At 60.9% G+C, this 23,798-nt stretch carries 21 protein-coding genes and 2 pseudogenes; 8 read left to right on the plus strand and 15 right to left on the minus strand.

Features of this window, described 5'->3' with window-relative positions:
- Window positions 1–84: 84 nt before the first annotated feature.
- Window positions 85–2,577 carry a glycerol-3-phosphate 1-O-acyltransferase PlsB gene (plsB, locus tag AB4N42_RS09125; RefSeq protein ID WP_460116120.1) on the minus strand — a complete coding sequence of 831 codons (2,493 nt, stop codon included), beginning with the start codon at window positions 2,575–2,577 and terminating at the stop codon, window positions 85–87.
- Window positions 2,578–2,800: 223 nt separating this feature from the next.
- Between plsB and AB4N42_RS09130 the strand changes: the two genes are divergently transcribed.
- The gene (locus AB4N42_RS09130) at window positions 2,801–3,010 is read left to right on the plus strand and encodes a cold-shock protein (RefSeq protein ID WP_003184959.1); all 210 of its coding nucleotides are present in this window, start codon (window positions 2,801–2,803) and stop codon (window positions 3,008–3,010) included.
- Window positions 3,011–3,225: 215 nt separating this feature from the next.
- Here the strand turns inward: AB4N42_RS09130 and AB4N42_RS09135 are convergent, their stop codons facing one another.
- The 3 genes from AB4N42_RS09135 to dapE all read right to left on the minus strand — a co-directional run bounded on the left by AB4N42_RS09135 (window position 3,226) and on the right by dapE (window position 5,642).
- Window positions 3,226–3,603: a hypothetical protein gene (locus AB4N42_RS09135; RefSeq protein ID WP_030139505.1), complete on the minus strand. Its 378-nt coding sequence runs from the start codon at window positions 3,601–3,603 to the stop codon at window positions 3,226–3,228.
- A gap of 78 nt (window positions 3,604–3,681) precedes the next feature.
- Window positions 3,682–4,491, minus strand: coding sequence for a putative RNA methyltransferase (locus AB4N42_RS09140; protein ID WP_407683780.1), 810 nt, complete (start codon window positions 4,489–4,491; stop codon window positions 3,682–3,684).
- The gene (gene dapE / locus AB4N42_RS09145) at window positions 4,491–5,642 is read right to left on the minus strand and encodes a succinyl-diaminopimelate desuccinylase (RefSeq protein WP_258648208.1); all 1,152 of its coding nucleotides are present in this window, start codon (window positions 5,640–5,642) and stop codon (window positions 4,491–4,493) included. The genes AB4N42_RS09140 and dapE overlap by 1 nt, the downstream gene beginning before the upstream one ends.
- A 302-nt stretch (window positions 5,643–5,944) precedes the next feature.
- Between dapE and tcdA the strand changes: the two genes are divergently transcribed.
- Entirely contained in the window at window positions 5,945–6,763 is an 819-nt protein-coding gene (gene tcdA / locus AB4N42_RS09150) for a tRNA cyclic N6-threonylcarbamoyladenosine(37) synthase TcdA (RefSeq protein ID WP_217860246.1), read from the plus strand.
- A 135-nt stretch (window positions 6,764–6,898) separates the two neighbouring features.
- On the opposite strand, the gene AB4N42_RS09155 is transcribed toward tcdA, so the two are convergent.
- The 4 genes and pseudogenes from AB4N42_RS09155 to AB4N42_RS09170 all read right to left on the minus strand — a co-directional run bounded on the left by AB4N42_RS09155 (window position 6,899) and on the right by AB4N42_RS09170 (window position 10,110).
- Window positions 6,899–7,303, minus strand: a complete 405-nt coding sequence (locus AB4N42_RS09155; RefSeq protein ID WP_460116121.1) for a SufE family protein — start codon at window positions 7,301–7,303, stop codon at window positions 6,899–6,901.
- Window positions 7,300–8,506, minus strand: a pseudogene (locus tag AB4N42_RS09160) (aminotransferase class V-fold PLP-dependent enzyme). The gene AB4N42_RS09155 and the pseudogene AB4N42_RS09160 overlap by 4 nt, the downstream one beginning before the upstream one ends.
- Before the next feature lie 174 nt (window positions 8,507–8,680).
- Complete coding sequence (dapD, locus tag AB4N42_RS09165; RefSeq protein WP_030139499.1) at window positions 8,681–9,715, minus strand: 2,3,4,5-tetrahydropyridine-2,6-dicarboxylate N-succinyltransferase; 1,035 nt, start codon at window positions 9,713–9,715, stop codon at window positions 8,681–8,683.
- Between the two features lie 32 nt (window positions 9,716–9,747).
- Window positions 9,748–10,110, minus strand: a complete 363-nt coding sequence (locus AB4N42_RS09170; RefSeq protein ID WP_217860243.1) for an ArsC family reductase — start codon at window positions 10,108–10,110, stop codon at window positions 9,748–9,750.
- Between the two features lie 177 nt (window positions 10,111–10,287).
- On the opposite strand from AB4N42_RS09170, the gene AB4N42_RS09175 reads away from it, so the two are divergent.
- Both AB4N42_RS09175 and AB4N42_RS09180 read left to right on the plus strand, forming a co-directional pair.
- Entirely contained in the window at window positions 10,288–11,643 is a 1,356-nt protein-coding gene (locus tag AB4N42_RS09175; protein ID WP_460116122.1) for a type III effector protein RopAA, read from the plus strand.
- A 183-nt stretch (window positions 11,644–11,826) separates the two neighbouring features.
- On the plus strand, window positions 11,827–13,464 hold the full coding sequence (locus tag AB4N42_RS09180) for a Na+/H+ antiporter (protein ID WP_030139496.1): 1,638 nt from the start codon (window positions 11,827–11,829) through the stop codon (window positions 13,462–13,464).
- A 203-nt stretch (window positions 13,465–13,667) separates the two neighbouring features.
- On the opposite strand, the gene AB4N42_RS09185 is transcribed toward AB4N42_RS09180, so the two are convergent.
- On the minus strand, window positions 13,668–14,039 hold the full coding sequence (locus tag AB4N42_RS09185; RefSeq protein ID WP_053118833.1) for a helix-turn-helix domain-containing protein: 372 nt from the start codon (window positions 14,037–14,039) through the stop codon (window positions 13,668–13,670).
- Between the two features lie 5 nt (window positions 14,040–14,044).
- The gene (locus AB4N42_RS09190) at window positions 14,045–14,347 is read right to left on the minus strand and encodes a type II toxin-antitoxin system HigB family toxin (protein WP_053118835.1); all 303 of its coding nucleotides are present in this window, start codon (window positions 14,345–14,347) and stop codon (window positions 14,045–14,047) included.
- Window positions 14,348–14,504: 157 nt separating this feature from the next.
- Between AB4N42_RS09190 and AB4N42_RS09195 the strand changes: the two are divergent.
- Window positions 14,505–14,591, plus strand: a pseudogene (locus AB4N42_RS09195) (tail assembly protein); the annotation flags it as partial.
- A gap of 628 nt (window positions 14,592–15,219) precedes the next feature.
- A complete protein-coding gene (locus tag AB4N42_RS09200) occupies window positions 15,220–15,579 on the plus strand; it encodes a DUF6124 family protein (RefSeq protein WP_217860240.1) in 360 nt (119 codons plus the stop codon).
- A 190-nt stretch (window positions 15,580–15,769) separates the two neighbouring features.
- Here the strand turns inward: AB4N42_RS09200 and AB4N42_RS09205 are convergent, their stop codons facing one another.
- The 5 genes from AB4N42_RS09205 to map form a co-directional block, all read right to left on the minus strand.
- Window positions 15,770–16,072: an XRE family transcriptional regulator gene (locus AB4N42_RS09205; protein WP_057448352.1), complete on the minus strand. Its 303-nt coding sequence runs from the start codon at window positions 16,070–16,072 to the stop codon at window positions 15,770–15,772.
- A 10-nt stretch (window positions 16,073–16,082) separates the two neighbouring features.
- Window positions 16,083–16,424: a type II toxin-antitoxin system RelE/ParE family toxin gene (locus AB4N42_RS09210; protein WP_334598250.1), complete on the minus strand. Its 342-nt coding sequence runs from the start codon at window positions 16,422–16,424 to the stop codon at window positions 16,083–16,085.
- Between the two features lie 149 nt (window positions 16,425–16,573).
- Window positions 16,574–17,773: a succinyldiaminopimelate transaminase gene (gene dapC, locus AB4N42_RS09215; protein WP_460116123.1), complete on the minus strand. Its 1,200-nt coding sequence runs from the start codon at window positions 17,771–17,773 to the stop codon at window positions 16,574–16,576.
- A gap of 137 nt (window positions 17,774–17,910) precedes the next feature.
- Window positions 17,911–20,613 carry a [protein-PII] uridylyltransferase gene (locus AB4N42_RS09220; RefSeq protein WP_460116124.1) on the minus strand — a complete coding sequence of 901 codons (2,703 nt, stop codon included), beginning with the start codon at window positions 20,611–20,613 and terminating at the stop codon, window positions 17,911–17,913.
- Between the two features lie 44 nt (window positions 20,614–20,657).
- Complete coding sequence (map, locus tag AB4N42_RS09225) at window positions 20,658–21,440, minus strand: type I methionyl aminopeptidase (protein WP_030139491.1); 783 nt, start codon at window positions 21,438–21,440, stop codon at window positions 20,658–20,660.
- A gap of 375 nt (window positions 21,441–21,815) precedes the next feature.
- Between map and rpsB the strand changes: the two genes are divergently transcribed.
- Both rpsB and tsf read left to right on the plus strand, forming a co-directional pair.
- On the plus strand, window positions 21,816–22,553 hold the full coding sequence (gene rpsB / locus AB4N42_RS09230) for a 30S ribosomal protein S2 (protein ID WP_003198231.1): 738 nt from the start codon (window positions 21,816–21,818) through the stop codon (window positions 22,551–22,553).
- A gap of 195 nt (window positions 22,554–22,748) precedes the next feature.
- A complete protein-coding gene (tsf, locus tag AB4N42_RS09235; protein WP_030139490.1) occupies window positions 22,749–23,615 on the plus strand; it encodes a translation elongation factor Ts in 867 nt (288 codons plus the stop codon).
- The last annotated feature ends 183 nt before the right edge of the window (window positions 23,616–23,798 follow it).

Here is a 23,798-nt window from a genome sequence, read left to right on the forward strand (position 1 = left end):
ACGTCGCCTGTGCCGCTTGAAGATGTGGGATCGCATATATCGACTGGCTGATCGGGGCAACCCCACGCTGCCCCAGATCAAGTTTCAGGGCTGGTTGCGAGTCTCAGTCACCTCTTCGTCGCGATGCAACGCCACCTGGCGGATCGACAAACGAATCTCCGTCGGCAGCACGCGCTTGGCCGCACCTTCGGCCAGTTCACCGAGCAGCTCGTGATAGCTTAGCTTGCCCGCTTCATCGCGGCGCAGTACGTCGAGGTCGAGCATCGTCTGGATGAAGTGGCGGAACAGGCTCTTGTCGAAGAACTCCGGCGCGTTCAGTCCGTGCAGGATCGACAGGCGCTGGGCCATGACGGTGCAGAGGTCTTCCAGCTCTTCGGCGCTGATGCTGTTCTGGCCGCTGTTGAGCAGCAGCGAAACGGTCATGTAGAAGCGTTGCAGGGTCTGGGCGATGCTCTTCGATAGCAGCGTCAGCAGCACGAAATGCCTTGAACTGGGCGCAGGACGCAGGTACAGGTCTTTCTCGAAACGCAGCAGGCCCTGCTCGACGAACGCTTCGAGCCATTGGTCGACCACGGCGTCCAGTTCCTCCAGCGACCAGCGAATGAACAGCTCCGATTGCAGGTACGGGTACAACGCGCGGGTATAGCGCAGGATCTGCTCGCGGCTCATGCGCGAGCTGCTCTGGAAGAAGCTCGCCAGCAGCGCCGGCAGGGCGAAGATGTGCAGCACGTTGTTGCGGTAGTAGGTCATCAGCACCGCATTCTGCTCGTCCAGGTACAGGATCTTGCCCAAGGCATCGCTCTGTTCCGACAGCAGGTCCATGCCTTTGACATGCTCGATCAACGCCTGGCCGTCGCCCTCAGGCAGCGTGGTATGCGGTGAATACGGCACTTTGCGCAGCAACGCGAGGTACAAGTCCAGCACTCGGGCCATGGCCTGGTCGTCCAGGGCCAGGCGGCTGGTGGACAGCAATGCCAGGGCGACAAGGTTGACCGGGTTGATGGCCGCGGCTTCGTTCAGGTGCCGCGCCACGCGTTCGCCGAGGCGGTTGGTGGTTGCGTTGAGCCAGGCTGGTTTGAATTGCGGACCCAGTTCCTGTTGGCGCCAATCGGGCTGTTCGCCGTCGAGGAATTCCGCCAGCTTGATCGGCTCGCCGAAGTTCACCGCCACTTGGCCGAAGCGCTGCTTGAGGGCGCCGATGACCTTGAAGATATCGAAGATCGACTCTTTCTTCTTGCTCGCGCCGCGCAGTTCGCCCAGGTAGGTGCGGCCTTCCAGCACGCGCTCATAACCGATGTACACCGGCACGAACACGATGGGCATGCGCGACGAGCGCAGGAAGCTGCGCAGGGTAATGGCGAGCATGCCAGTCTTGGGTTGCAGCATGCGCCCGGTGCGCGAACGGCCGCCTTCGACGAAATACTCCACCGGGAAGCCCTTGGTGAACAGCGTGTGCAGGTATTCGTTGAACACGGCGGTGTAGAGCGGGTTGCCCTTGAACGTACGGCGCATGAAGAACGCCCCGCCACGGCGCAGCAGGCTGCCGATCACCGGCATGTTCAGGTTGATGCCCGCGGCGATGTGCGGTGGCGTCAGGCCGTTGCGAAACAGCAGGTACGACAACAGCAAGTAGTCGATGTGACTGCGGTGGCACGGCACGTAGATGACTTCGTGGCCCTGGGCGACGTTCTGCACGCCTTCGATGTGGTTGACCTTGATGCCGTCGTAGATCTTGTTCCAGAACCAGCTCAGCACCACTTCCAGGAAGCGGATGGCCGTGTAGGTGTAGTCCGAGGCGATCTCGTTGCCGTAGCGCAGGGCCTGGGCCTTGGCTTTTTCCGGGGAAATTTTCTCCCGCTCGGCTTCTTCGGCAATGGCCTGCTTGACCAGCGGCTGGTTCAACAGCCCCTTGACCAGGTTGCGTCGGTGGGAAATGTCAGGGCCGATGACCGCCGCTTTAAGGTTGCGGAAGTGCACCCGCAGGATCCGCTGGGCCATGCGCACGGTGCGTTCGTGGCCCTTGTCGTGCTCGATCAGCTCGCGCAGGTGGATCGGCGCGGAAAACTGCACGCGGGTCTTGCGCCCGAGAATCATGATGCTCAGCAATCGACGCAAGCGCCCGGTGACCGCCCAACTGTCGGCGAACAACAGCTTCCAGGGGCTGGATTCGCTGTCGGGCGACTGGCCCCAGAACACACTGACCGGAATGATCTGCGCATCTTCGGCGACATTGTGGGTCAGCACGTCGACCAGCCGCGTCAGGGTGGGCGGCGCTCCTCGCTTGTCCTGGCGCCCGAGCCAGTCCGGTGCCGGCGTCAGGTAGAAGAATGCCGCCGGCTCCAGCAGGTTGCCCACCGAGACCGGCAGCACCGGGCGCGGCAGGCCGGCCTTGGTGCACTCGGTGTCGAGCACCGCGAGGTCGGTGAGCGAAGGATCTTGCAGGACGTAGAACACGGGACGACTGCGGTCGAGGTTGAGGGTAAAGGACGACTGGTTGATCGTCTCGGAGCGAACCCAGAGATACAACAGTCGGCGCAAGGTGCCAAACACAAGACGGCGGAACGGGGAGCGGGTCATACGGCTTCTGCATGAGTGAATGGGATGGAGCGGCCGTCAGTGTGCCGGATTCGTCGAAAATCGGCAAAAAAGCGCCGAAGTAAAGTCAGTTGAGAGTTTTCTCGGGTGTCATATACTCGGCCAGTTACTGCCCCGGCCTTCCACATCGACGACCGGACGGTGGCTAAGTTCGTACGGCTTTCCTGCGAAAAGCCGACTCAAAATAAAAATGGGAGTGAGCATCATGGCAGCACGCGAAACCGGCAATGTGAAGTGGTTCAACGACGCCAAGGGCTACGGCTTCATCCAGCGTGAAGGCGGCGCGGATGTGTTCGTGCATTACCGCGCGATCCGTGGCGAAGGCCACCGTTCACTGACCGAAGGCCAGCAGGTCGAGTACGCGGTCGTGGAAGGGCAGAAGGGCTTGCAGGCTGAGGATGTGGTGGGGTTGTAACCCGCATTCACTGGCAACACAAAAAACCAGTGTGGGAGAGCCTGCTCCCACAGTTTTGGATGGGGTGCCACCTGGTTCGTGCCCACCCCATATCCCCTGTGGGAGCGAGCTTGCTCGCGAAGACGGCGTTACATTCAACATCACCGTCTCAGGCAGACCGCTATCGCGAGCAAGCTCGCTCCCACATTGGCTCTTCGGTGGACTGGAGGTCAGCGTCACGCCGTCTTCCAGGTAATCTCTTCTTCCCCATCGGCGCTGATGCGAATCCAGCGATCCGCCGACTCTTCACCTTCTTCCTCCACCCACGAGCCGGGTGCGCAGCGCACTTCGACGTTCAGTGCGGCGAAAGCGGCGCGGGCGCAGGCGATGTCGTCTTCCCACGGCGTCTGATCACTTTCCAGATACAGGCTGTTCCATTTGCCTACGGCCTTGGGCAACCAGGTCACTGGGATGTCGCCAGCCTTGCACTTGTAAGTCTGGCCTTTCTGCACCCAGTCGCTGCACGGCCCCAGGGCTTCGCCGAGCCAGTGGGCGATGGCTTTGTGGTCGACGTCGGCGTCCTTCAGGTAAATCTCGATATCGGGTTGGCGCATGGATGTCCTCGCTGCGGTCTTGAAAAATCCATTCGCGGATTTAACTGGCCCCAGACAGTTGCCCGGGGCCCAAGGTAATTATTGAAGAATGAAATAATCGTAGCGCATCGACACCGTGACTTCGAACGGCTCGGCCTGCTCGATCACGCCGGCGCGGCGTTCGGCACTGGCTCGCCAGCCGTGCGGCGTCATCGCCAGCAGGTTGGCGCGGTCCTGCCCGTTATCGAGCGTCAGTCTGAATTCGAGGGTTTCGCTGTGATCCAGCACCATGCCCGGCGGTACCAGAGCCAGGTGCTTGTCGTCGGTGTATTCGCGGACTTCGTCGTACAGGCGCTCGCGCAACTCCATCAGGTGGCCGGCGGTAGGGCCGACTTTCATCAGGCCGCCGCCGGGGCTGAGCAGGCGCTTGGCCTCCTGCCAATCCAATGGGCTGAACACGCTGGCGAGGAACTGGCAGCAGCCGTCCGCCAACGGCACCCGGGCCATGCTGGCGATCAACCAGGTCAGCTGCGGGTTGCGCTTGCAGGCCCGTTTGATAGCTTCACGGGAAATGTCGAGGGCGTAGCCATCGGCATTGGGCAACGCTTCGGCGATTTGCGCGGTGTAATAACCCTCGCCACAACCGATGTCCAGCCAGCGCCCAGGCGCGCGTTCGGCGGCCAGTTCGGCCAGGCGCCGGGCGACCGGGGCGTAGTGGCCGGCATTGAGAAAGTCGCGGCGAGCTTCGACCATTGCCTGGTTGTCGCCGGGGTCGCGGCTGTTCTTGTGCTGCACCGGCAGCAGGTTCAGGTAACCCTGCCGCGCACGGTCGAAGCGATGTCCGGCGGGGCACACCACGCCGTTGTCCACCGCGTTCAGCGGCTCACTGCAGATCGGGCAAGCGAGCATCAGGCGAGCAACTTGATCAGCGTCTTGTAGTAGATCTCGGTCAGCACTTCGAGATCGGCCGCCAGCACGCGTTCGTTGACCTGGTGGATGGTCGCGTTGACCGGCCCCAGCTCCACGACCTGCGTGCCCATGGTGGCGATGAAACGACCATCTGAAGTGCCGCCGCTGGTGGAGGCTTTGGTCTCGCGGCCCGTCACGTCCTTGATGCTCGATGACACGGCGTCCAGCAAGGCACCCGGCTCAGTGAGGAACGGCAGGCCGGACAAGGCCCAGTCGATGTGCCAGTCCAGTTGATGCTTGTCGAGGATGGCGGCGACGCGCTGTTGCAGGCCTTCGACGGTGGATTCGGTGGAGAAGCGGAAGTTGAACACCGCCACCAGGTCACCGGGGATCACGTTGGTCGCGCCGGTGCCGGAATTGAGGTTGGAGATCTGGAAACTGGTCGGCGGGAAGAAGTCGTTGCCATGGTCCCAATGCTCGGCGGCCAGTTCTGCCAGGGCTGGCGCGGCCAGGTGGATCGGGTTCTTCGCCAGGTGTGGATAAGCCACGTGGCCTTGCTTGCCGCGCACGGTCAACTTCGCGCCGAGGGAACCGCGCCGGCCATTCTTGACCACATCGCCCACCAGCGTGGTGCTCGACGGCTCGCCGACGATGCACCAGTCCAGTCGCTCCTGGCGGGCCTTGAGGCGTTCGACCACGGCTTTGGTGCCGTGGTGGGCCGGGCCTTCTTCATCGCTGGTGATCAGGAAGGTCAGCGAGCCCTTGTGGTCCGGGTAGTCGGCGACGAACCGTTCGGCCGCCACCACCATCGCCGCCAGGCTGCCTTTCATGTCCGCCGCGCCACGGCCGCAGAGCATGCCCTGTTCGTCGATGACCGCATCGAACGGGTCGAGTTGCCAAGCCTGCACCGGGCCGGTCGGCACCACATCGGTGTGACCGGCGAAGCACAACACCGGGCCGTCCTGCTTGCCATGGCTGGCCCAGAAGTTATCCACATCCTCGATGCGCATCGGCTCCAGTTTGAAACCGGCGTCGCCCAGGCGCTGCATCATCAGTTTCTGGCAATCGGCGTCGGCCGGCGTCACGGACGGGCGGCGGATCAGGTCGCAGGCGAGTTGCAGGGTCGGCGAGAGGTCGGCGTGGGCCGTCATGGAAAACTCCGGGAATATAGTGTGAACGCAAGGCTTGTGCAGGCGCGGGCTGGCTCGCGCAAAATGGCGGTTATCTTATAGCAAAACGACCACCATGGCCCCCTGGTGCGGGACAGGTGGAACACAAAACCTGTGGGAGCGAGCTTGCTCGCGATGGCGGTGGATCAGTCGATACTCTATTGACTGGACTGACGCCATCGCGAGCAAGCTCGCTCCCACAAGGGAAAATTGGAGGGGTTCAATTCGCGAACAGCTCGAATTGCCGTGGCAAAGCCCTATAATGCGCGCCGGTTTTTGGGGTAATGGTCATGAGTACAGAAGATCCACGGTTTGCCGGTATCGCCCGTTTGTATGGCATCGAAGGCCTGGAGCGCCTGCGGGCGGCCCATGTGGCGATTGTCGGCGTTGGCGGTGTCGGCTCCTGGGCGGCGGAGGCCATCGCCCGTTGCGGCGTGGGCGAGATTTCGCTGTTCGACCTGGACGATGTCTGCGTCAGTAACGCCAACCGTCAATTGCACGCCCTGGACAGTACAGTCGGCAAGCCCAAGGTCGAGGTGATGGCCGAGCGGCTGCGGGGCATCAACCCCGACTGCACCGTGCACGCGGTGGCGGACTTCGTGACCCGCGACACCATGGCCGAGTACATCACGCCGAACATCGATTGCGTGATCGACTGCATCGACAGCGTCAACGCCAAGGCCGCGCTGATCGCCTGGTGCAAGCGCCGCAAGATCCAGATCATCACCACCGGCGGCGCGGGCGGGCAGATCGACCCGACGCTGATCCAGGTCTGCGATTTGAACCGTACGTTCAACGATCCGCTGGCCTCCAAGGTGCGCTCGACCTTGCGCCGCGACTACGGCTTCTCCCGCACCGTGACCCGCCACTACAGCGTGCCTTGCGTGTTCTCCACCGAACAATTGCGCTACCCGAAACCGGACGGCAGCATATGCCTGCAAAAGAGTTTTGTCGGCGACGGCGTCAAGCTCGACTGCGCCGGAGGGTTTGGCGCGGTGATGATGGTCACGGCGACGTTCGGCATGGTCGCGGCGACCAAGGCTGTGGATAAGATCGTCGCGGGCATGCGGCGGCCGGCGGACAGGACCAAGCCCGGACAGTAATTGTGGCGAGGGGATTTATCCCCGTTGGGCTGCGAAGCAGCCCCCTAAAACTGTGAACTCAATCCTCTCGGCACACCGAGTTGCCTGGTTTGGGGCCGCTTCGCAGCCCAGCGGGGATAAATCCCCTCGCCACAATTATTGCGCCAACTCGCGCATCCGCTGTAGCACTGCGTTCAAGCCATTGCTACGCGACGGCGACAACTGCCGCGACAATCCCAACTGATTGAACCAACTCGGCAAATCCACCTGCTGCAATTCTTCAGCGGACAAACCATTGACCCGCGCCAGCAACAACGCCACCAGACCACGGATCAACCGCGCATCGCTGCTGGCTGAAAACTGCCAGTGGCCGTCTCGCAACTGACCCACCAGCCAGACTTGGCTTTCACAGCCGCCGACAAGGTTGGCGTCGCACTTGTCTGCATCGCTCAATGGCGCCAGGCGCTCGCCCCATTGCATCAACAGCCGGGCGCGTTGTTCCCACCCGGAGGCGTCCTGGAAAATCTGTAGCGCGGCGATGGCGTCGGCAGGCAGATTCATCGCAGCATCTCCAGGGCCTGGTCCAGCGCCTCGAAGAAACGCTCGATGTCGGCGGAATCGTTGTACAGCGCCAGCGACACCCGGATTGCCCCGGACAGCTTCAGATGCTTGAACAACGGCATCGCGCAATGATGCCCGGCACGCACGGCGATGCCTTGCTCGGTCAGCAGGTGCGCAAGGTCGGCGTTGTGGATGCCATCGACCACGAAGCTGGACAGTGCGAGTTGGGGACTTCCCATCAGGCGCACGCCGTTGCGCGCCTGCAGACCGTGGAGCAAATAGTCATGCAGGGCGGTTTCATGATCGATGACCGCCTGCCCGTCGAGCCCGGACAGGTAATCCAGCGTCGCCCCCAGGCCGATCACGCTGGCGATAGGCGGTGTGCCAGCCTCGAAACCCAGTGGCGCCGGGCGGAAGGTGGCGCTGTGGTAATCGGCCTGCTGGACCATTTCACCGCCAAACTGCCAATGACGCAGTAGACCAAGCGCTTCGCTGCGACCGAACAGCGCCCCCAGGCCTTCGGGGCCGTAGAGCTTGTGGCTGGAAAACACGTAGAAATCGCAGCCCAGTGCCTCCACATCATGGCGGCCGTGGACCACGCCCTGGGCGCCATCGATGACCGTCAGCGCGCCCTGCGCCTTGGCCATCGCCAACAGCGCCGAGCAACGGCTGCCAGGTGCCGAGGACGTTGGACAACTGGCTCACCGCCAACAGGCGCGTGCGCGGTCCGATCAGCTCGGCGGCGGCACTCGTATCGATCACCCCATCGGCATCCAGCGGCAGCACCACCAGGGTCAACGCGCGACGCTCCGCCAGTTGCTGCCAGGGCAACAGGTTGGCGTGGTGTTCCAAGGCGCTGACGACAATTTCATCGCCCGGGTTGAACAGATGTTCCAGCCCATAGGCCAGCAGGTTCAGCGCCGACGTGGCGCCATGGGTGAAGACCACTTGCCCGCAGTTTCCGGCATTGAGCCATTGTGAGACCTTGAGGCGACTGTCTTCGAATGCCTGGGTAGCCAGCGCCCCGGGCAAATGTTGCGCCCGGTGTACGTTGGCCGCACCGTTGGCGTAGTAATGCGCCAGCGCGTCGAGCAAAGCTTGGGGTTTTTGCGTGGTGGCGGCGCTGTCCAGGTAGGTCTGGCCTTGCCGTTGCAGGGCGGCGATGGCCGGGAAATCGGCGCGCCAGGGGGATTGAATCAACATGCTTTCGGGCCCTGCTGGAGTTACGCCGGACCCTGTGGGAGCGGGCTTTTGTGGGAGCCGAGCTTGCTCGCGATGGCAGCGACACGGTTTTACTGCAAGACCGCGTCATCGTTCATCGCGAGCAAGCTCGGCTCCCACAGAGGCTCGCTCCCACAGGTGAGTGTGTGAAGCAGCTTAGTTATGCGCGTGCAGTGCTTCGTTCAGCTCGATGGCCGACTTGTGGGTCTTGCATTCCACCGCGCCGGTTTCGGAATTGCGGCGGAACAACAGGTCAGGTTGGCCGGCCAGGTCGCGGGCCTTGACCACTTTGACCAGTTGGTTGTTTTCGTCCAGCAGCTTCACTTTGGTGCCAGCGGTCACGTACAGGCCCGACTCCACGGTGTTGCGGTCGCCCAGCGGGATACCGATGCCGGCGTTCGCGCCGATCAGGCAGCCTTCGCCGACCTTGATCACGATGTTGCCACCGCCCGACAGGGTGCCCATGGTCGAGCAGCCGCCGCCCAGGTCCGAGCCCTTGCCGACGAACACGCCCGCCGAGACACGGCCTTCGATCATGCCCGGGCCTTCGGTGCCAGCGTTGAAGTTGACGAAACCTTCGTGCATGACCGTGGTGCCTTCGCCCACATAGGCGCCCAGGCGCAGACGCGCGGCATCAGCGATACGCACGCCGGCCGGGACCACGTAGTCGGTCATTTTCGGGAACTTGTCCACCGAGAATACTTCCAGCAACTCGCCACGCAGGCGGGCTTCGAGCTGGTGCTCGGCCAGTTCGGCCAGGTCGATCGCGCCTTGGCTGGTCCAGGCCACGTTCGGCAGCAGAGGGAAGATGCCGGCCAGGTTCAGGCCATGGGGCTTGACCAGGCGATGGGACAGCAGGTGCAGCTTGAGGTAAGCCTCAGGCGTGGAAGACAGTTGGGCATCTTCGGCCAGCAGGGTGGCGACCAGTGGCTTGTGGCTTTCGGCCAGGCGGGTCAGCAGCGCGGCTTGGGCGGCGTCGACGTTGCGCAGTGCTTCAGCCAGTTGGGACGCCTGGGCGGTGGTGAAGGTGATGGCCTGGTTGCCTTCGCTGTAGCCCAGGATCGGCGCGATGGCCGCGACGATCTCTGCCGACGGCTTGAGCAGTGGCTGTGCGTAGAAGACTTCCAGCCAGGCGCCTTCACGGTTTTGGGTGCCAACGCCGAAGGCCAGGCTGAACAGGGTAGTGGACATGAAATTACCTCTACAAAATGGACTGGGCAGGCTTACTTGATTTCTGCCGCATAAATATCTGGCTTGAAGCCAATCAGGGTTCGGTCACCGAGATCGAGCACCGGTCGCTTGATCATCGAGGGTTGGGCGAGCATCAGTTCGATGGCTTTCGTCTGGTCGAGATCGGCTTTGCGTTCGTCGTCGAGTTTGCGAAAGGTCGTACCGGCACGGTTCAACACCACTTGCCAGCCATGCTCGTTGCACCACTGGGTCAGGTGCTCACGGTCGATGCCGGCAGTTTTGTAATCGTGAAAGTCATAGCGCACCGCGTGCTCATCGAGCCAGGTACGGGCTTTTTTCATCGTATCGCAGGCTTTGATGCCGAAAAGCTGTAAGTGCTTGTTTTCATTGGGCATGAGTGCTCCCCCAAAACGTTCCCGGTATCGTCCTGAAAATCAGCCGACGATTATGCCACGTCGTTCCTTTCAGTGCCTTGACTGTCGCGACGGATCGGACGAGGCGGAACCGATCGGAAAGAGGTGGCCACACAGCACAGGTAGACCCAGCACTTTTCCACACAAGAGACCCCGCCCATGGATTCCATCTCCCTGACCCCGTTCCATCCACTGACGGATCAAACTGAAGAAACACTCCCGCCCCCTTCAACGACCTCGACCACCGGGACCACTGCAGCCGTCCCGATCGGCCCTGTCACCGCTGAACAGGACCTGGCCAATCGGACGGGCGCCATCAAGGCCCAGCTCACCCGGGTATTCGAGCCCCATATGAACGGTGCCAATCGCGAGGCCTTCGAAGCACTGATCGACGATCGTTCACGGACCTTGGCCAATGACGGGGAAACCGCGGAAAGCGTCGACGCCGTGCTCACCAAGGGCTCGCGCCTGGATCGCGCGGCCCATGACACCGTCGGATTCCTCCGTTCGGTTCCCTTTGGCGCGGCGTCCATCGCGCTGGACTTCGCCCCGGCGGTGACCGGCAATGGCTCGATTACCGCGCCATTGGCGCTGTCGGCCATTGCCGGCCTGGTCAGCAGCGCCGCCGACACGGTCGGCAATGGCCTGATGAAGCGAGCCACCAGCGATACCCAATGGCTGGTGGCCGACAATGCCGAGCTGGAGCCGGTCATGCAGGAAGCCGCCCAGGCGGTGAAGCCGAGCCTGACGACCCAGGCTGTCGAAGGCAGCCTGACCTTCCAGACCTTCACCGCGCGAAACGTCTTGCGCACAGTGGTCCAACCCGTGGTGACAAAAACGGTCGATGCGCAGACGGGCAGCAAGGTGGACTCGGTGATGGCGGCTGTCGGTTCTCCGCTTTCCGGCATGGCGGCCTATGATCTGCAACATTCCATCGATAAATCGAAACACCGGATTGGCCCGGAATACCTGTTGGGGCGCCAGGACTGGCATCAGCGCTACAAGGATCTCAAGAATTATGGCGTAGGAAATGCGGCGATGGGTATTGCCAAGCGAGTCGGCAGCCTGCCGCTGGACGCGATGCGCGATGGCAGCAAATCGCTGCAAGCCTTGGTGACGCCGACGGGCTTGGTCAGTGGTCTCGGCGCGTTGGCCGGCGGTATTACCGCGATCGGCATGGCCCAGACCGCCGCTGTCAATGCAGCCAGGAACGCCGGGATTTCGCCTGCGGGTGTTGCGGCAGCTGGCAAGGCGACCGTCACCGCCACCATGGCCCCGGTGCTCGCCGCCTGGGTGACCACGGCCGTGATGACGCAGCCGTTGGCGGACAAGGCTTCCGCTGCGTTGGACAGGCTATCCGCCGGTCCCGCTCATCCGGATGAGCTGCAGGGAATGTTGCCTTTGGTTGAAACGCCGGTGGCCGAACATGTTGAGGAAGAGAGCGACAATGAGGGTGACAGCGTCGATTTTGTCTCGGCCCGCTCGACCCTCAGTGCCGCCGAGCGAGCGGTTTAGCATTGGTTGATTGCCGGTCGCCCCTGCCGCGTGGAGGTTAGGGGTGGCCGACGGATGATGGCGCATTGTTGCCGCTGAGGTGCGACCAATGTGCAACGGCAGCGGTCCGCCTCGGCAGTTAATATGGCACTTCACCGGCCAGCTGTTGCCGGAGATGTGTATGGCTGTCATTGGAAGTCCGTTATGCAAAGCGCCTATACCGTCCTGATCCTGTTGATGCTGGTCGGCGTGTCGCGCCTGATCGGACGGTTGATCCCGCTGCCGTTGCCCCTGGTGCAGATCGCTGCCGGTGCCGTGCTGGCCTGGCCCTCGCTGGGACTGCATGTGGCGCTTGATCCCGAGTTGTTCCTGTTTTTGTTCTTGCCGCCGCTGCTGTTCTCCGACGGTTGGCGAATGCCCAAGCGCGAGCTCTGGCGCCTGCGTGGGCCGGTCCTGACGCTGGCGGTGGGGCTGGTTCTGTTCACGGTGGTGTTGGCGGGTTATTTCATTCATTGGTTGCTGCCCGATATCCCGTTGCCGGTGGCCTTCGCCTTGGCGGCTGTCCTGTCGCCGACCGACGCCGTGGCGGTCTCGGCAATTGCCCGGGATCGCTTGCCCGCACCGTTGATGCACATGCTCCAGGGCGAAGCGTTGATGAACGATGCGTCGGGCCTGGTGACCTTCAAGTTCGCCCTGGCAGCGGCAATCACCGGCGTGTTTTCCCTGGCGGGGGCGAGCCTGGCCTTCGTCCTGGTGGCGGTCGGCGGCCTGTTGGTGGGCGTGGCGCTGAGTTGGCTGATGGGCCGCTTGCGGGCCTGGATGATTGCCCGTGGCTGGGACGATCCGGCGACCCACGTGGTGTTCATGTTGTTACTGCCGTTTGCCGCCTATGTGCTGGCTGAACGCTTGGGTGCCTCGGGGATTCTCTCGGCGGTGGCGGCGGGGATGATGCAGAGTTGGCTCGACCTGCTGCCGCGCCAGACGGGCACGCGGCTGCTCAATCGCAGCGTCTGGGCGTTGCTGGAATTCGCTTTCAACGGCCTGATCTTTCTGCTGCTGGGCTTGCAATTGCCGGACATTATCAAGGCGGTGACCAGCCACGAGACGACGTTGTGGCCAACACTGTTTTATCGCTGCCTGGACGTGGTGGCGATTTTCCTGGTGTTGCTGGTGCTGCGGTTTGTCTGGGTGCAAAGCATCTGGCGCGTATCCGGGCTGGTGCGCCGCTGGCGCGGCAAGGGCGAGCTGACCCTGGTGCCGACCGCGCGTTCCTGCTGGTTGTTGACGTTTGGCGGTGTACGCGGGGCGGTGACGCTGGCGGGCGTGCTGTCGGTGCCGTTGTTGTTGAGCGCCGGTGTTGAATTCCCGGAGCGCGACTTGCTGATCTTCATTGCCGCTGGGGTGATCCTGTTGTCGCTGATCGCGGCCTGCATCGCCCTGCCGATGCTGCTGCGTGGCATCGAGAAAAGTCCCGACGACAAGCGCCGAAACGAAGTCCGCGAGGCGTGGCGTAAAACCGCTGAGGCGGCGATTCATGCGCTGGAAGTCGAAGAACCAAGCGTTGTACCGGACGCGGCCCAGGCTGCGCTGGCGACGGAGGTCAAGGCGCGGTTGATGTCCGAGTATCGCCATCAGCTCGAGGTGTTCAACGACTCAGCCGAAGCCCAGGCGCTGGCGTTCGAGATGGATTTGCTGGAGCGTCGGCTGCGGTTGAAGGCCTATCGGGCGCAGCGACTGGAGCTGTATCGGCTTAGCCGGCATCACCAGATTGGCGACGATGTGTTGCGGGAGGTGCTGGGGGAGTTGGATTTGGCGGAGGCGAATTTGGGGTTGGGGAAATAAATATCGGCCTCATCGTCCGAAGAGTCTGGGATCGATCACAAGCTCTATGAACATACCTTGCTCGCGATGGGTGAAGTCAAATACGAATGGTGGGCGATCCTGTGCTGACTTCGCGTTAGCCAAGAGCTGCGATAAGAAAGCGAATTCAATGCAGCAACCCTGCTCGCGCACATGCTGAAAAAGCCCGGCGGGCCGGGCTAGTATCAGGCAGCTTTTACTGGCTTTATCAGGCTTTCTGCAGGGATGCCGAACATATCGTGAAGCTTCCAGATCATGGGCAGAGTTAACGAGCGTTTACGGTTGAGCACCTCGTATACGCGGTTCGTTTTTCCGATAGCCGGAGCAAGATCGGCTGCAGTGAGTCCGGATTGCTCCATGCGAAACTTGATGGCTTCAATTGGGTCAGGCAGATCAACCGGGAAGTTCTTGGTTTCGTATGCCTCGATCAGAGTGACCATGACTTCGAAAGCATCGCCTTCCGGGGTGCCAGGTTCAGGCTCATGCTCAAACAGCGGAGATATCTCTTTGAGAGCTACCCGGTATTCTTCATCGGTGCGGATTGGGCGAATGTTCATGATGATTACTCCATTTCCACGGTGTTTGCGTCGATCTCATCGTACCGACGATGAGTGCCGACAAACTTGATGTACACAGCGCCGAAGCGGTAGGCAATGGCGACCACCAGGCGGTAGTCGTTACCCTTGATGTTGAACACCACGCGGCGACTCTTGAGAATGCTTGCGTTACCGTATTGCGCCTTGATGTCGTTTGGGTTGGTCCAAGTGGCTTTTTTGGCATCGTCAAGCCACGCCTTAAGCTGCTGTTCGGAATCTGGGTATTTCTCCCAGAAGGCTTTCAGATGACTGATGGCGATAATTCTCATGGTTGAGAATGTAGTCCCATGGTGGGACTTTTGCAAGCGCTCACAAGCAGCAGCTTGCAGTCCTGTCGGGCACTCTGTTTCCGATATCTTGGCTCATCTGCCACAGGGGTGACCCTATGAGATTGTTCGTAGGCGCGGTAGCTATTGCTTTGCTGGCGAAGTGGTCAAGGCGCTTTGCGTGCAGATCCTCGGATTCGAACGATTCATCTCCAATGCTAAGTCTAGGGGGATGGAGTTTGCGGTTTCATTAGACCGCTACACATCCTTAACCTCATAAAAAGCAAAGCCGCCCGAAGGCGGCTTCAATCGACACGCATCTGAGGTTGCTTTGCCCCGTCTGCGTGGCTGGGTCAACCCGGAGAGGGACCCAGACTCCTGCCAGCGTTCGCTGGTGACGGGGCGATCATGGCTGTCGGTAATAACGAATTCAAGCCAGCTTGATTCTTGAAACAAGGCTGCATGAGATCTGTTGAACTTCTAAACCAATAGAATCAATGGGTTGTTCTATGGAGGCCCGTTTTATTTCTTTTCTTGTCTGAGCAAGCGATCGTGGTCTGTCAGACGCGCCGAAATTTCCGACAAGTTTTTAAGGTTGTCCGTCGGAAGCGGGGGCTCTAGCCTCTGGGTGTCGCTGCCAATTCAGCGACCGGACGTGAGAATCCGAACACCCACTATGCGCATAGGCGCCGGCCATATAAAGTGCAGGCGCGTTTCGTCCATACATCGTGTTATGGCGGCTGTGCGCGGGCATGTTTCGACATGGCCGGGTTTTTGGTGGGTGTTAACCCGGATTCTCACCCCGCGTACGGCTGCCACTCTCTCTAAGTCCGTGAGAAGACTTTGTGGCAGCTCCAACACCCAAGGAGCATCAAATGATCAAAGAAACTCCCAATCCTCCAAAGCCGGCCTCCACTTTCCCTTACGGCGACTACGCCCCCGAAAAGCTGCAAGAAGCCGCTGATCGTGCGCTGGATCATTACCTCAAACCTGACGACAGCAGATCAGAACCCAAACCCTCGGTACAGCTATTCACTGTGGCTGACGGTATCGACACCGAAGTGTTGCTGGCCAACCTCAGCGAAACCCTGGCTTCGGCCAATGCAATGCTCAATGACCTTGCCTTCGATCAGGACGGCTCGCGACGGCATGTAGCATTGGGAGTGGCCCAGATGATTGAGTTGGGGATGTTGTTGGCGAACAAGTGCCTGGATCGGGTAGAGCTTGGGACTTGATGTAATAAGTGCCGGCCTCTTCGCGAGCAAGCTCGCTCCCACAGGAGGTTGGTGTCGATCACGCGTTCTGTGATCAACACCCATCCACTGTGGGAGCGAGCTTGCTCGCGATAAATCGATTGGATGACGCAATAATACCTGCGGCACTGAGCTCTGTGGCGAGGAGCAAGCACCCTCGCCACGACAGCGCTTAGGCGTGAGCTTCTTCCTGCTCAGGCACCAACCGTACTTCCACCCTCTGACCCAACGCACGCGCTGCGCTGGCAAGTGTTGCCAGTGTCATTCCCGCATCGTTCTGATCCAGCGCACGATCAACAGCAGTGCGACTGGTGTGCATCCGCTGTGCCAAGGCCTTTTTGGTCACTTTCTGAAGCTTCATTGCTTCGGCAATCTGCCAGGCAATAACGCGCTTGAGCGCAGCTGCGGAAACTTCTTCGGCGATACCTTGCTCGGCGAGGAAGTCGTCAAAATCAGATCCAATATGCTTGTTCATTTGCGGTGCCTCATAGTCTTGCTTTGCGCTGCTTGGCGGTTGCCATGTCGGTGGCTGGTGTTTTTTGACTTTTCTTTATGAAAGCGTGGAGTAGAACCATGTCAGAGCCCACCACAGTGAAGAGAACGCGGGCGATGGTTTCTCCAAGGTCAATCCTGACCTCCCAAAGCCCAGTGTCCAGCTTGCGAACCACCGGCATACCTATAGGCCAACCAATCTGAACGGTCTTGATGTCAGTCCCGATCATCCGTCTATGCTCGCGAGGCAGGTCAGTCAGCCATTCGCGAACGGGCTCATTCCCGGCGTCGGTGCGGAAGAAACGTATGTTCAGTATGGGGGCAATATCAACCATGAACGAAGTGTACCGAAATAGGTGCATTGCGCAACCCAGGTATTACTGAGGATTTGTACAGGGTGGGGTTGATGCGGATGCTGCTGTTGGGGCTGCTGCGCAGCCCAGCGGGAGCAAGCTCCCTCGCCACAACAGCCCCGGTAGAGCCATCAACCCCGACGTTGGATAAACGCGCGAATCCGCTCCGCCGCTTCCACGCACTCCGCCAATGGCGCAACCAGGGCCATGCGCACGCGGCCGGCGCCTGGGTTGACGCCGTCCACGTCGCGGGACAGGTACGAGCCCGGTACGACGGTCACGTGTTCCTGTTCGAACAGGTCACGGCAGAACGCCGCGTCATCGCCCGCTACGTTCGGCCACAGGTAGAAACTGCCATCAGGGCGTTGCACGTCCAGCACCGGGCTGAGGATTTCCAGCACTGCGTCGAACTTCTCCCGGTACAGCGCGCGGTTGGCCCGCACGTGCACTTCGTCGTTCCACGCGGCGATGCTTGCCAGTTGGGTCTGAACCGGCATCGCGCAGCCATGGTAGGTGCGGTACAGCAGGAAGCCCTTGAGGATGTCGGCGTCGCCGGCCACGAAACCGGAGCGCAGGCCCGGCAGGTTGGAGCGCTTGGAGAGGCTGTGGAACACCACGCAGCGCTTGAAGTCCTTGCGGCCCAGTTCGACGCAAGCGGTGAGCAGGCCCGGAGGCGGGGTTTGTTCGTCGAAGTAGAGTTCGCTGTAGCATTCGTCCGAGGCGATCACGAAGTCATATTCGTCAGCCAGGGCGATGAGTTTCTTCAGCACGTCCACCGGAATCAGCGCGCCGGTCGGGTTGCCGGGGGAGCACAGGAACAGGATCTGGCAGCGTTTCCAGATGTCCGGCGAGACGGCATCGAAATCCGGATTGAAGCCGTTGGCATCGAGGCAAGGCAGGTAGTGCGGCTTGGCCCCGGCCAGGAACGCCGCGCCTTCGTAGATCTGGTAGAACGGGTTCGGGCTCACCACCAAGGCGTCGTCGCCCCGGTTGACCACGGTCTGGGTGAAGGCGAACAGCGCTTCGCGGGTGCCGTTGACCGGCAGCACATGGCGCGCCGGGTCGAGCCAGCCGCTTGGCACATTGAAGCGACGCTCGCACCAGCCAGTGATGGCTTCACGCAGTTCCGGAATACCGAGGGTGGTCGGGTACACCGCCATTTTTTCCAGATTGCTGGCCAGGGCCTCAGCCACGAAGCTCGGCGAACGGTGCTTGGGCTCGCCGATGGACAGCGCGATCGGGCGCTTGGCCGGGTTCGGCGTGACGCTGCCGAGCAGGGCGCGGAGTTTTTCGAACGGGTAGGGTTGGAGCTGGTTCAGAGCGTTGTTCATCGGGGGCCTCGTTCAATGTGGGTACTGCCCCTGTGGGAGCGAGCCTGCTCGCGAATACGGTGTGTCAGTCGACAAAACCATTGACTGACCCGTCGCTTTCGCGAGCAGGCTCGCTCCCACAGGGGGAATTTGTTCGTTCAGATGCTGATGCGTGTCAGATGAGCATCGGGTTCCTGGTTGACGCTCAAATGCTGGACGATCGCTTCCTGCAAGCGGCTGCACAGTTGCGGATCAGAAAGCGGATGATTATGGGCGTCGGTAATGAAGAACACGTCTTCCACCCGTTCGCCGAGCGTGGCGATCTTGGCGTTCTGCAGCGACAGGTCGAATTCCAGGAAGATATGGCCGACGCGCGCCAGCAGGCCCGGGCGGTCCGGCGCGCTGAGTTCCAGCACGGTGACCTGGCGATGGGCGTCGTTGTGGATCGTCACCTGTGGCGCAAAGGCGAAATGCTTGAGCTGGCGCGGCACCCGACGCTGGATGATGGTCGGGTAGTCCGCCGGGTTGCGCAGGGCCTCGGTGAGGCCATCGCGAATCTGCTTGATTCGCGCCGGGTTGTCACCGATCGAATCGCCGTCGGTGTCGAGCACGATGTAGGTGTCGAGGGTGAACTGGCTGGTAGACGTAATGACCCGGGCGTCATGGATGTTGAGGTTGAGCTGGTCCATCGCCGCCACGGTCACGGCGAAGAAATCGTGCTGGTCCGGGGCGTAGATGAATATCTGCGTGCCGCCCTCGAACTCGCGCTGGGTGGTTTCCTTGATCAACACCAGCGGTCCGCCGTCGGCCGGCTGCTGCAGGATCGCGTCGCTGTGCCAGGCCACGTCGCCAGCGGTGTGGCGCAGGAAATAGTCATCGCCCAGTTGCGACCAGAGCTGCTCGACATCGTCTGGATCGGTGCCGCCGCGTACCAGGATATCCAGGGCCGCGCTCTGGGTGCGGCGGATCTGTTCTTCGCGGTCCACCGGGTTTTCCAGGCCGCGGCGCAAGGCCCGCTTGGTCTCGGTGTACAGCTGGCGCAGCAGGCTCGCCCGCCAGGAGTTCCACAGGGTCGGGTTGGTGGCGTTGATGTCGGCCACGGTCAGCACGTAGAGGTAATCCAGGCGCGTCTCATCGCCGACGGTCTGGGCGAAATCGTGGATCACCTGCGGATCAGACAAGTCCTTGCGCTGGGCGGTGGTCGACATCATCAAGTGGTTTTGCACCAGCCAGACGATCAGCCGGCTGTCCCATACCGGCAGTTGGTGCCGCTGGCAGAACGCCTCGGCATCGACCGCGCCGATCTCGGAATGGTCGCCCTGGCGACCCTTACCGATGTCGTGATAGAGCCCCGCCATGTAGATCAGCTCGGGCTTGGGCAGCTTGGCCATGAGTTTGCTGGCCAACGGAAATTTCTCCGAAACCTGGGTGTATTGCAGCTTGCGCAGGTGCTTGATCAGGTTCAGCGTGTGGGCGTCGACCGTATAGATGTGGAACAGGTCGTGCTGCATCTGCCCGACGATATGGCCGAACTCCGGCAGGTAGCGCCCGAGGATCCCGTAGCGGTTCATCCGACGCAGGTTGCGGTGCACACCGATCTTGCACTTGAACAGCTCGATGAACAGGCTGGTGTTGCGAATGTCGTTGCGGAAGTCGTCGTCGATCAGGTGCCGGTTTTCCCGCAACAGGCGAATGGTGTCGGCGCGCACGCCCTTGATTTCCGGCTGTTGGGCCATGAGCACGAAAATCTCGAGCATGGCGAACGGCGTGCGGCGGAACACGTTGGCGTTGCGCGCCTCGATGTAGCCGTCGTGCAGCTGGAATCGTGAATTGATCGGCTGCGGCGGCGCCTCATCCTCGGAGGCGAGAATGACCTCTTCGAAGTGCTGGATGATCAGCTCGCTGAGCTGGGCAATGCTCATCACCACGCGGTAATACTGCTGCATGAAGTTTTCAATGGACTGCTTGGCGTCCTGGCCTTCGAAACCCAGCAGGCCGGCGATGGAGCGCTGGTGGTCGAACAGCAGTCGATCCTCGGCGCGCCCGGCGAGCATGTGCAGGGCGTAGCGGACCTTCCACAGGAATTCCTGGGACGAGGCGAGAAGGGCATTCTCGCTTTCCACCAGGAAACCTTCTCCGGCCAGGGCCCGCAGGTTGAGCGTGCCGTACTGCCGACGGGCAACCCACAGGATCGTCTGGATATCCCGCAGCCCGCCGGGCGAGCCCTTGACGTTGGGTTCCAGGTTGTACTCGGTGTCGTTGTACTTGTGGTGGCGAGCCTTCTGTTCGGCGCGCTTGGCCAGGAAAAAATCCTTGCTCGGCCACATGTGCGCCGTGCTGGTGACGTCGAGCATGCGCTGGCGCAGTCGCTCGGGGCCGGCAACGGTGCGGCTTTCCATCAGGTTGGTGATCACTGTCAGGTCGGCGCGGGCTTCGTCGGCGCATTCCTGCACCGAACGTACGCTCTGGCCGACTTCCAGGCCGATATCCCACAACAGCGTCAGGAAGCGCTCGATGGAGTCGCGGAAAATCTCATGATCGGCGCTGTCCAGCAGGATCAGCAGGTCGATGTCGGAATAAGGGTGCAGTTCGCCGCGCCCGTAGCCGCCCACCGCCACCAGGGCGATGTCGGCGTCCTCGCTCCAGTTGAACTGCTCCCAGGCCTTTTGCAGGATGTTGTCGACGAACCAGGCGCGGTCCTCGATCAGCCGGCGGATATCGCGGCCGCTGCGAAAGCGCTGGTCGAGCACTTCGTGGGCCTGGCGGATCGCTTTTTTGAACGCCGAGATGGGGCTTTCCTTCAGGGCCAGTTCAGCCTGGAACTGGCCGCGGTCGAAGAGTTCGGGATCCACCTGCGGCATCGAATGGCTTTCCTTTCTATCTATATCTATAGGCTGGTTACGGGTCAGGCGGAAACGCGTGGGATGGTGTCATCGCTGCGCAGGGTAAAGATCTCGTAGCCCGTCTCGGTCACCAGCAGGGTGTGTTCCCATTGGGCCGACAGCTTGCGATCCTTGGTGATGGCGGTCCAGCCGTCACCCAGCACCTTGGTGTCGGCGCGGCCCTGGTTGATCATCGGCTCGATGGTGAAGGTCATGCCCGCCTGCAGCTCCATGCCAGTGCCGGCGCGGCCATAGTGCAGGATCTGCGGTTCTTCGTGGAACACCTTGCCGATGCCGTGGCCACAGAATTCACGCACCACCGAGAAGCCGTTCTTCTGCGCGTGCTTCTGGATCACTTCGCCGATGTCACCCAGGCGGCAGCCCGGCTTCACCAGTTCGATGGCCATGTACATGCATTCCTGGGTGACCTTGGACAGGCGCTCGGCCCACTCCGGGACATTGCCGACGTGAAACATGCGGCTGGTATCGCCGTGGTAGCCGTCCTTGATGACGGTGACGTCGATGTTCAAGGTGTCGCCGTCCTTCAACGGTTTTTCGTTGGGGATGCCGTGGCAGACCACATGGTTGATCGAGGTGCAGATCGACTTCGGGAAGCCTTTATAGTTGAGCGGGGCGGGGATGGCCTTCTGCTCGTTGACGATGTAGTCGTGGCAGATGCGGTCCAGCTCTTCGGTGGTCACGCCCGGCTTGACGTAGTCGGCGATCATTTCCAGCACTTCGGCGGCGAGTTTGCCGGCGACGCGCATTTTGGCGATGTCTTCGGGAGTCTTGAGGGTGACGGTCATACAGGCTCTCTCTGCGCCCGACGGCGCTGTTCAAAACGAAATGGGCGGCGGATGATGACTCGCGTGGCCCTGAAAGAGGCGATTCTAACAGACGATCAGCGCAAATCCGCGTCCACATGCATCGCTTCTCTCTATATGGGTGTACATCCATGAACCATGAAAGGGCTGTGGGAAGGGGGCTTTGCCGGGATTTCAGAATCCGTGTTCCGTTTTCGCCCTTGCTGTGGTATAAAATGCGCCGCTTTCCGGGGATGACCCCGTAAGCTTAAATCCACACACGTGTCGACACGATGACCTGGGTGCCTTCGGCTTATACCGCCGCTGGTTGGTCATTGGGATACGTGGAGGCCAAACCCGACTTATCAAGGAACTATCATGTCCCAAGTCAACATGCGCGATATGCTGAAGGCCGGTGTGCACTTCGGTCACCAGACCCGTTACTGGAACCCGAAAATGGGCAAGTACATTTTCGGCGCGCGTAACAAGATCCACATCATCAACCTTGAAAAAACCCTGCCGATGTTCAACGAAGCACTGACCTTCGTAGAGCGCCTGGCCCAGGGCAAAAACAAGATTCTGTTCGTCGGCACCAAGCGTTCCGCTGGCAAGATCGTTGCTGAAGAAGCAGCACGTTGCGGTTCGCCGTACGTCGATCACCGCTGGTTGGGCGGCATGCTGACCAACTTCAAGACCATCCGCGCTTCCATCAAGCGTCTGCGTGATCTTGAAGTCCAGTCCGAAGACGGTACTTTCGCCAAGCTGACCAAGAAAGAAGCGCTGATGCGCACTCGCGATCTTGAGAAGCTGGACCGCTCCCTGGGCGGTATCAAGGACATGGGCGGTCTGCCTGACGCACTGTTCGTGATCGACGTTGACCACGAGCGCATCGCGATCACCGAAGCCAACAAGCTGGGTATCCCGGTCATCGGCGTTGTCGATACCAACAGCAGCCCGGAAGGCGTTGACTACATCATCCCAGGCAACGATGACGCCATTCGCGCCATCCAGCTGTACATGGGTTCGATGGCTGACGCTGTGATCCGTGGTCGCAACAATGTTAATGGCGGCACCGAAGTCTTCGCTGAAGAAGCTCCGGCAGCAGCCGCTGAGTAATCGACGCCCCTGGCGTTGACTCAGTAAGCAAAAAGGGGGCTTGGCCCCCTTTTTGCCACCTCGAAAACCACTTGTCGCCAGCGTAGCTACCTGTTTGTAACTTGTCGCGGTCTATAAGCAGTGGTTTTCCAGGAAGAATTGATCGCCCGTTCGGTCGGGTGGAATGGTTGAAAACCTATCCAAGAGGATTTTGAAATGGCAGAGATTACTGCAGCGTTGGTCAAAGAACTGCGCGAGCGTACCGGCGAAGGCATGATGGACTGCAAGAAAGCCTTGACCAAGGCTGGCGGCGACATCGAGAAAGCCATTGATGACATGCGTGCTTCGGGCGCCATCAAGGCTGCCAAGAAAGCTGGCAACGTTGCCGCTGAAGGCGCCATCGCCATCAAGGACGACGGTAAAGCCGCCGTTCTGCTGGAAGTCAACTCCCAGACCGACTTCCTGGCTCTGCAGGACGACTTCAAGGCATTCGTCGCTGCCAGCGTCGACAAAGCCTTCGCTGACAAACTGACCGACGCAGCTCCGCTGATCGAAGCTCAGGAAGAAGCGCGCCTGGTCCTGGTTGGCAAGACCGGCGAGAACGTCAACATCCGTCGCCTGGTTCGCGTTGAAGGTGACGTGGTCGGTACCTACCTGCACGGCAACAAGATCGGTGTTGCAGTTGTCCTGAAGGGCGGCGATACCGAACTGGCGAAAGACATCGCCATGCACGTAGCTGCAACCAACCCTGAGTTCCTGCTGCCGTCCGACGTTTCGGCTGAAGCGATCGAGCGCGAGAAGGGCGTTTTCCTGCAGCTGAACGAAGAGAAGCTGAAAGGCAAGCCTGCCGAAATCGCCGAGAAAATGGTCAGCGGCCGTATCTCCAAGTTCCTGGCCGAAGCCAGCCTGGTTGAGCAGGCTTTCGTCAAGAACCCGGAAATCAAGGTCGGCGACCTGGCGAAGAAAGCCGGTGCTGAAATCGTTTCCTTCACCTACTTCAAAGTGGGCGAAGGCATCGAGAAGCCGGTCGACAACTTCGCTGAAGAAGTTGCTGCCCAGGTAGCTGCTGCCAGCAAGCAATAAGACGGTTTCCATAACGTCGCCCAGAAGAGGCTGCCCGCTTAACGCGCGCAGCCTCTTTTCGGATGGGGATGCCGATTTTTATTGGTTTCCTGTCGGAACTGGCTTACAAAGCCGTGTTCCGATGGCGCTGTGTCAGCGTCAAGCTAGAGTGAACGAGGCTGCAAACAGTCCGTTAAGAATTTT

Source organism: Pseudomonas sp. H2_D02 (genome assembly GCF_054677635.1).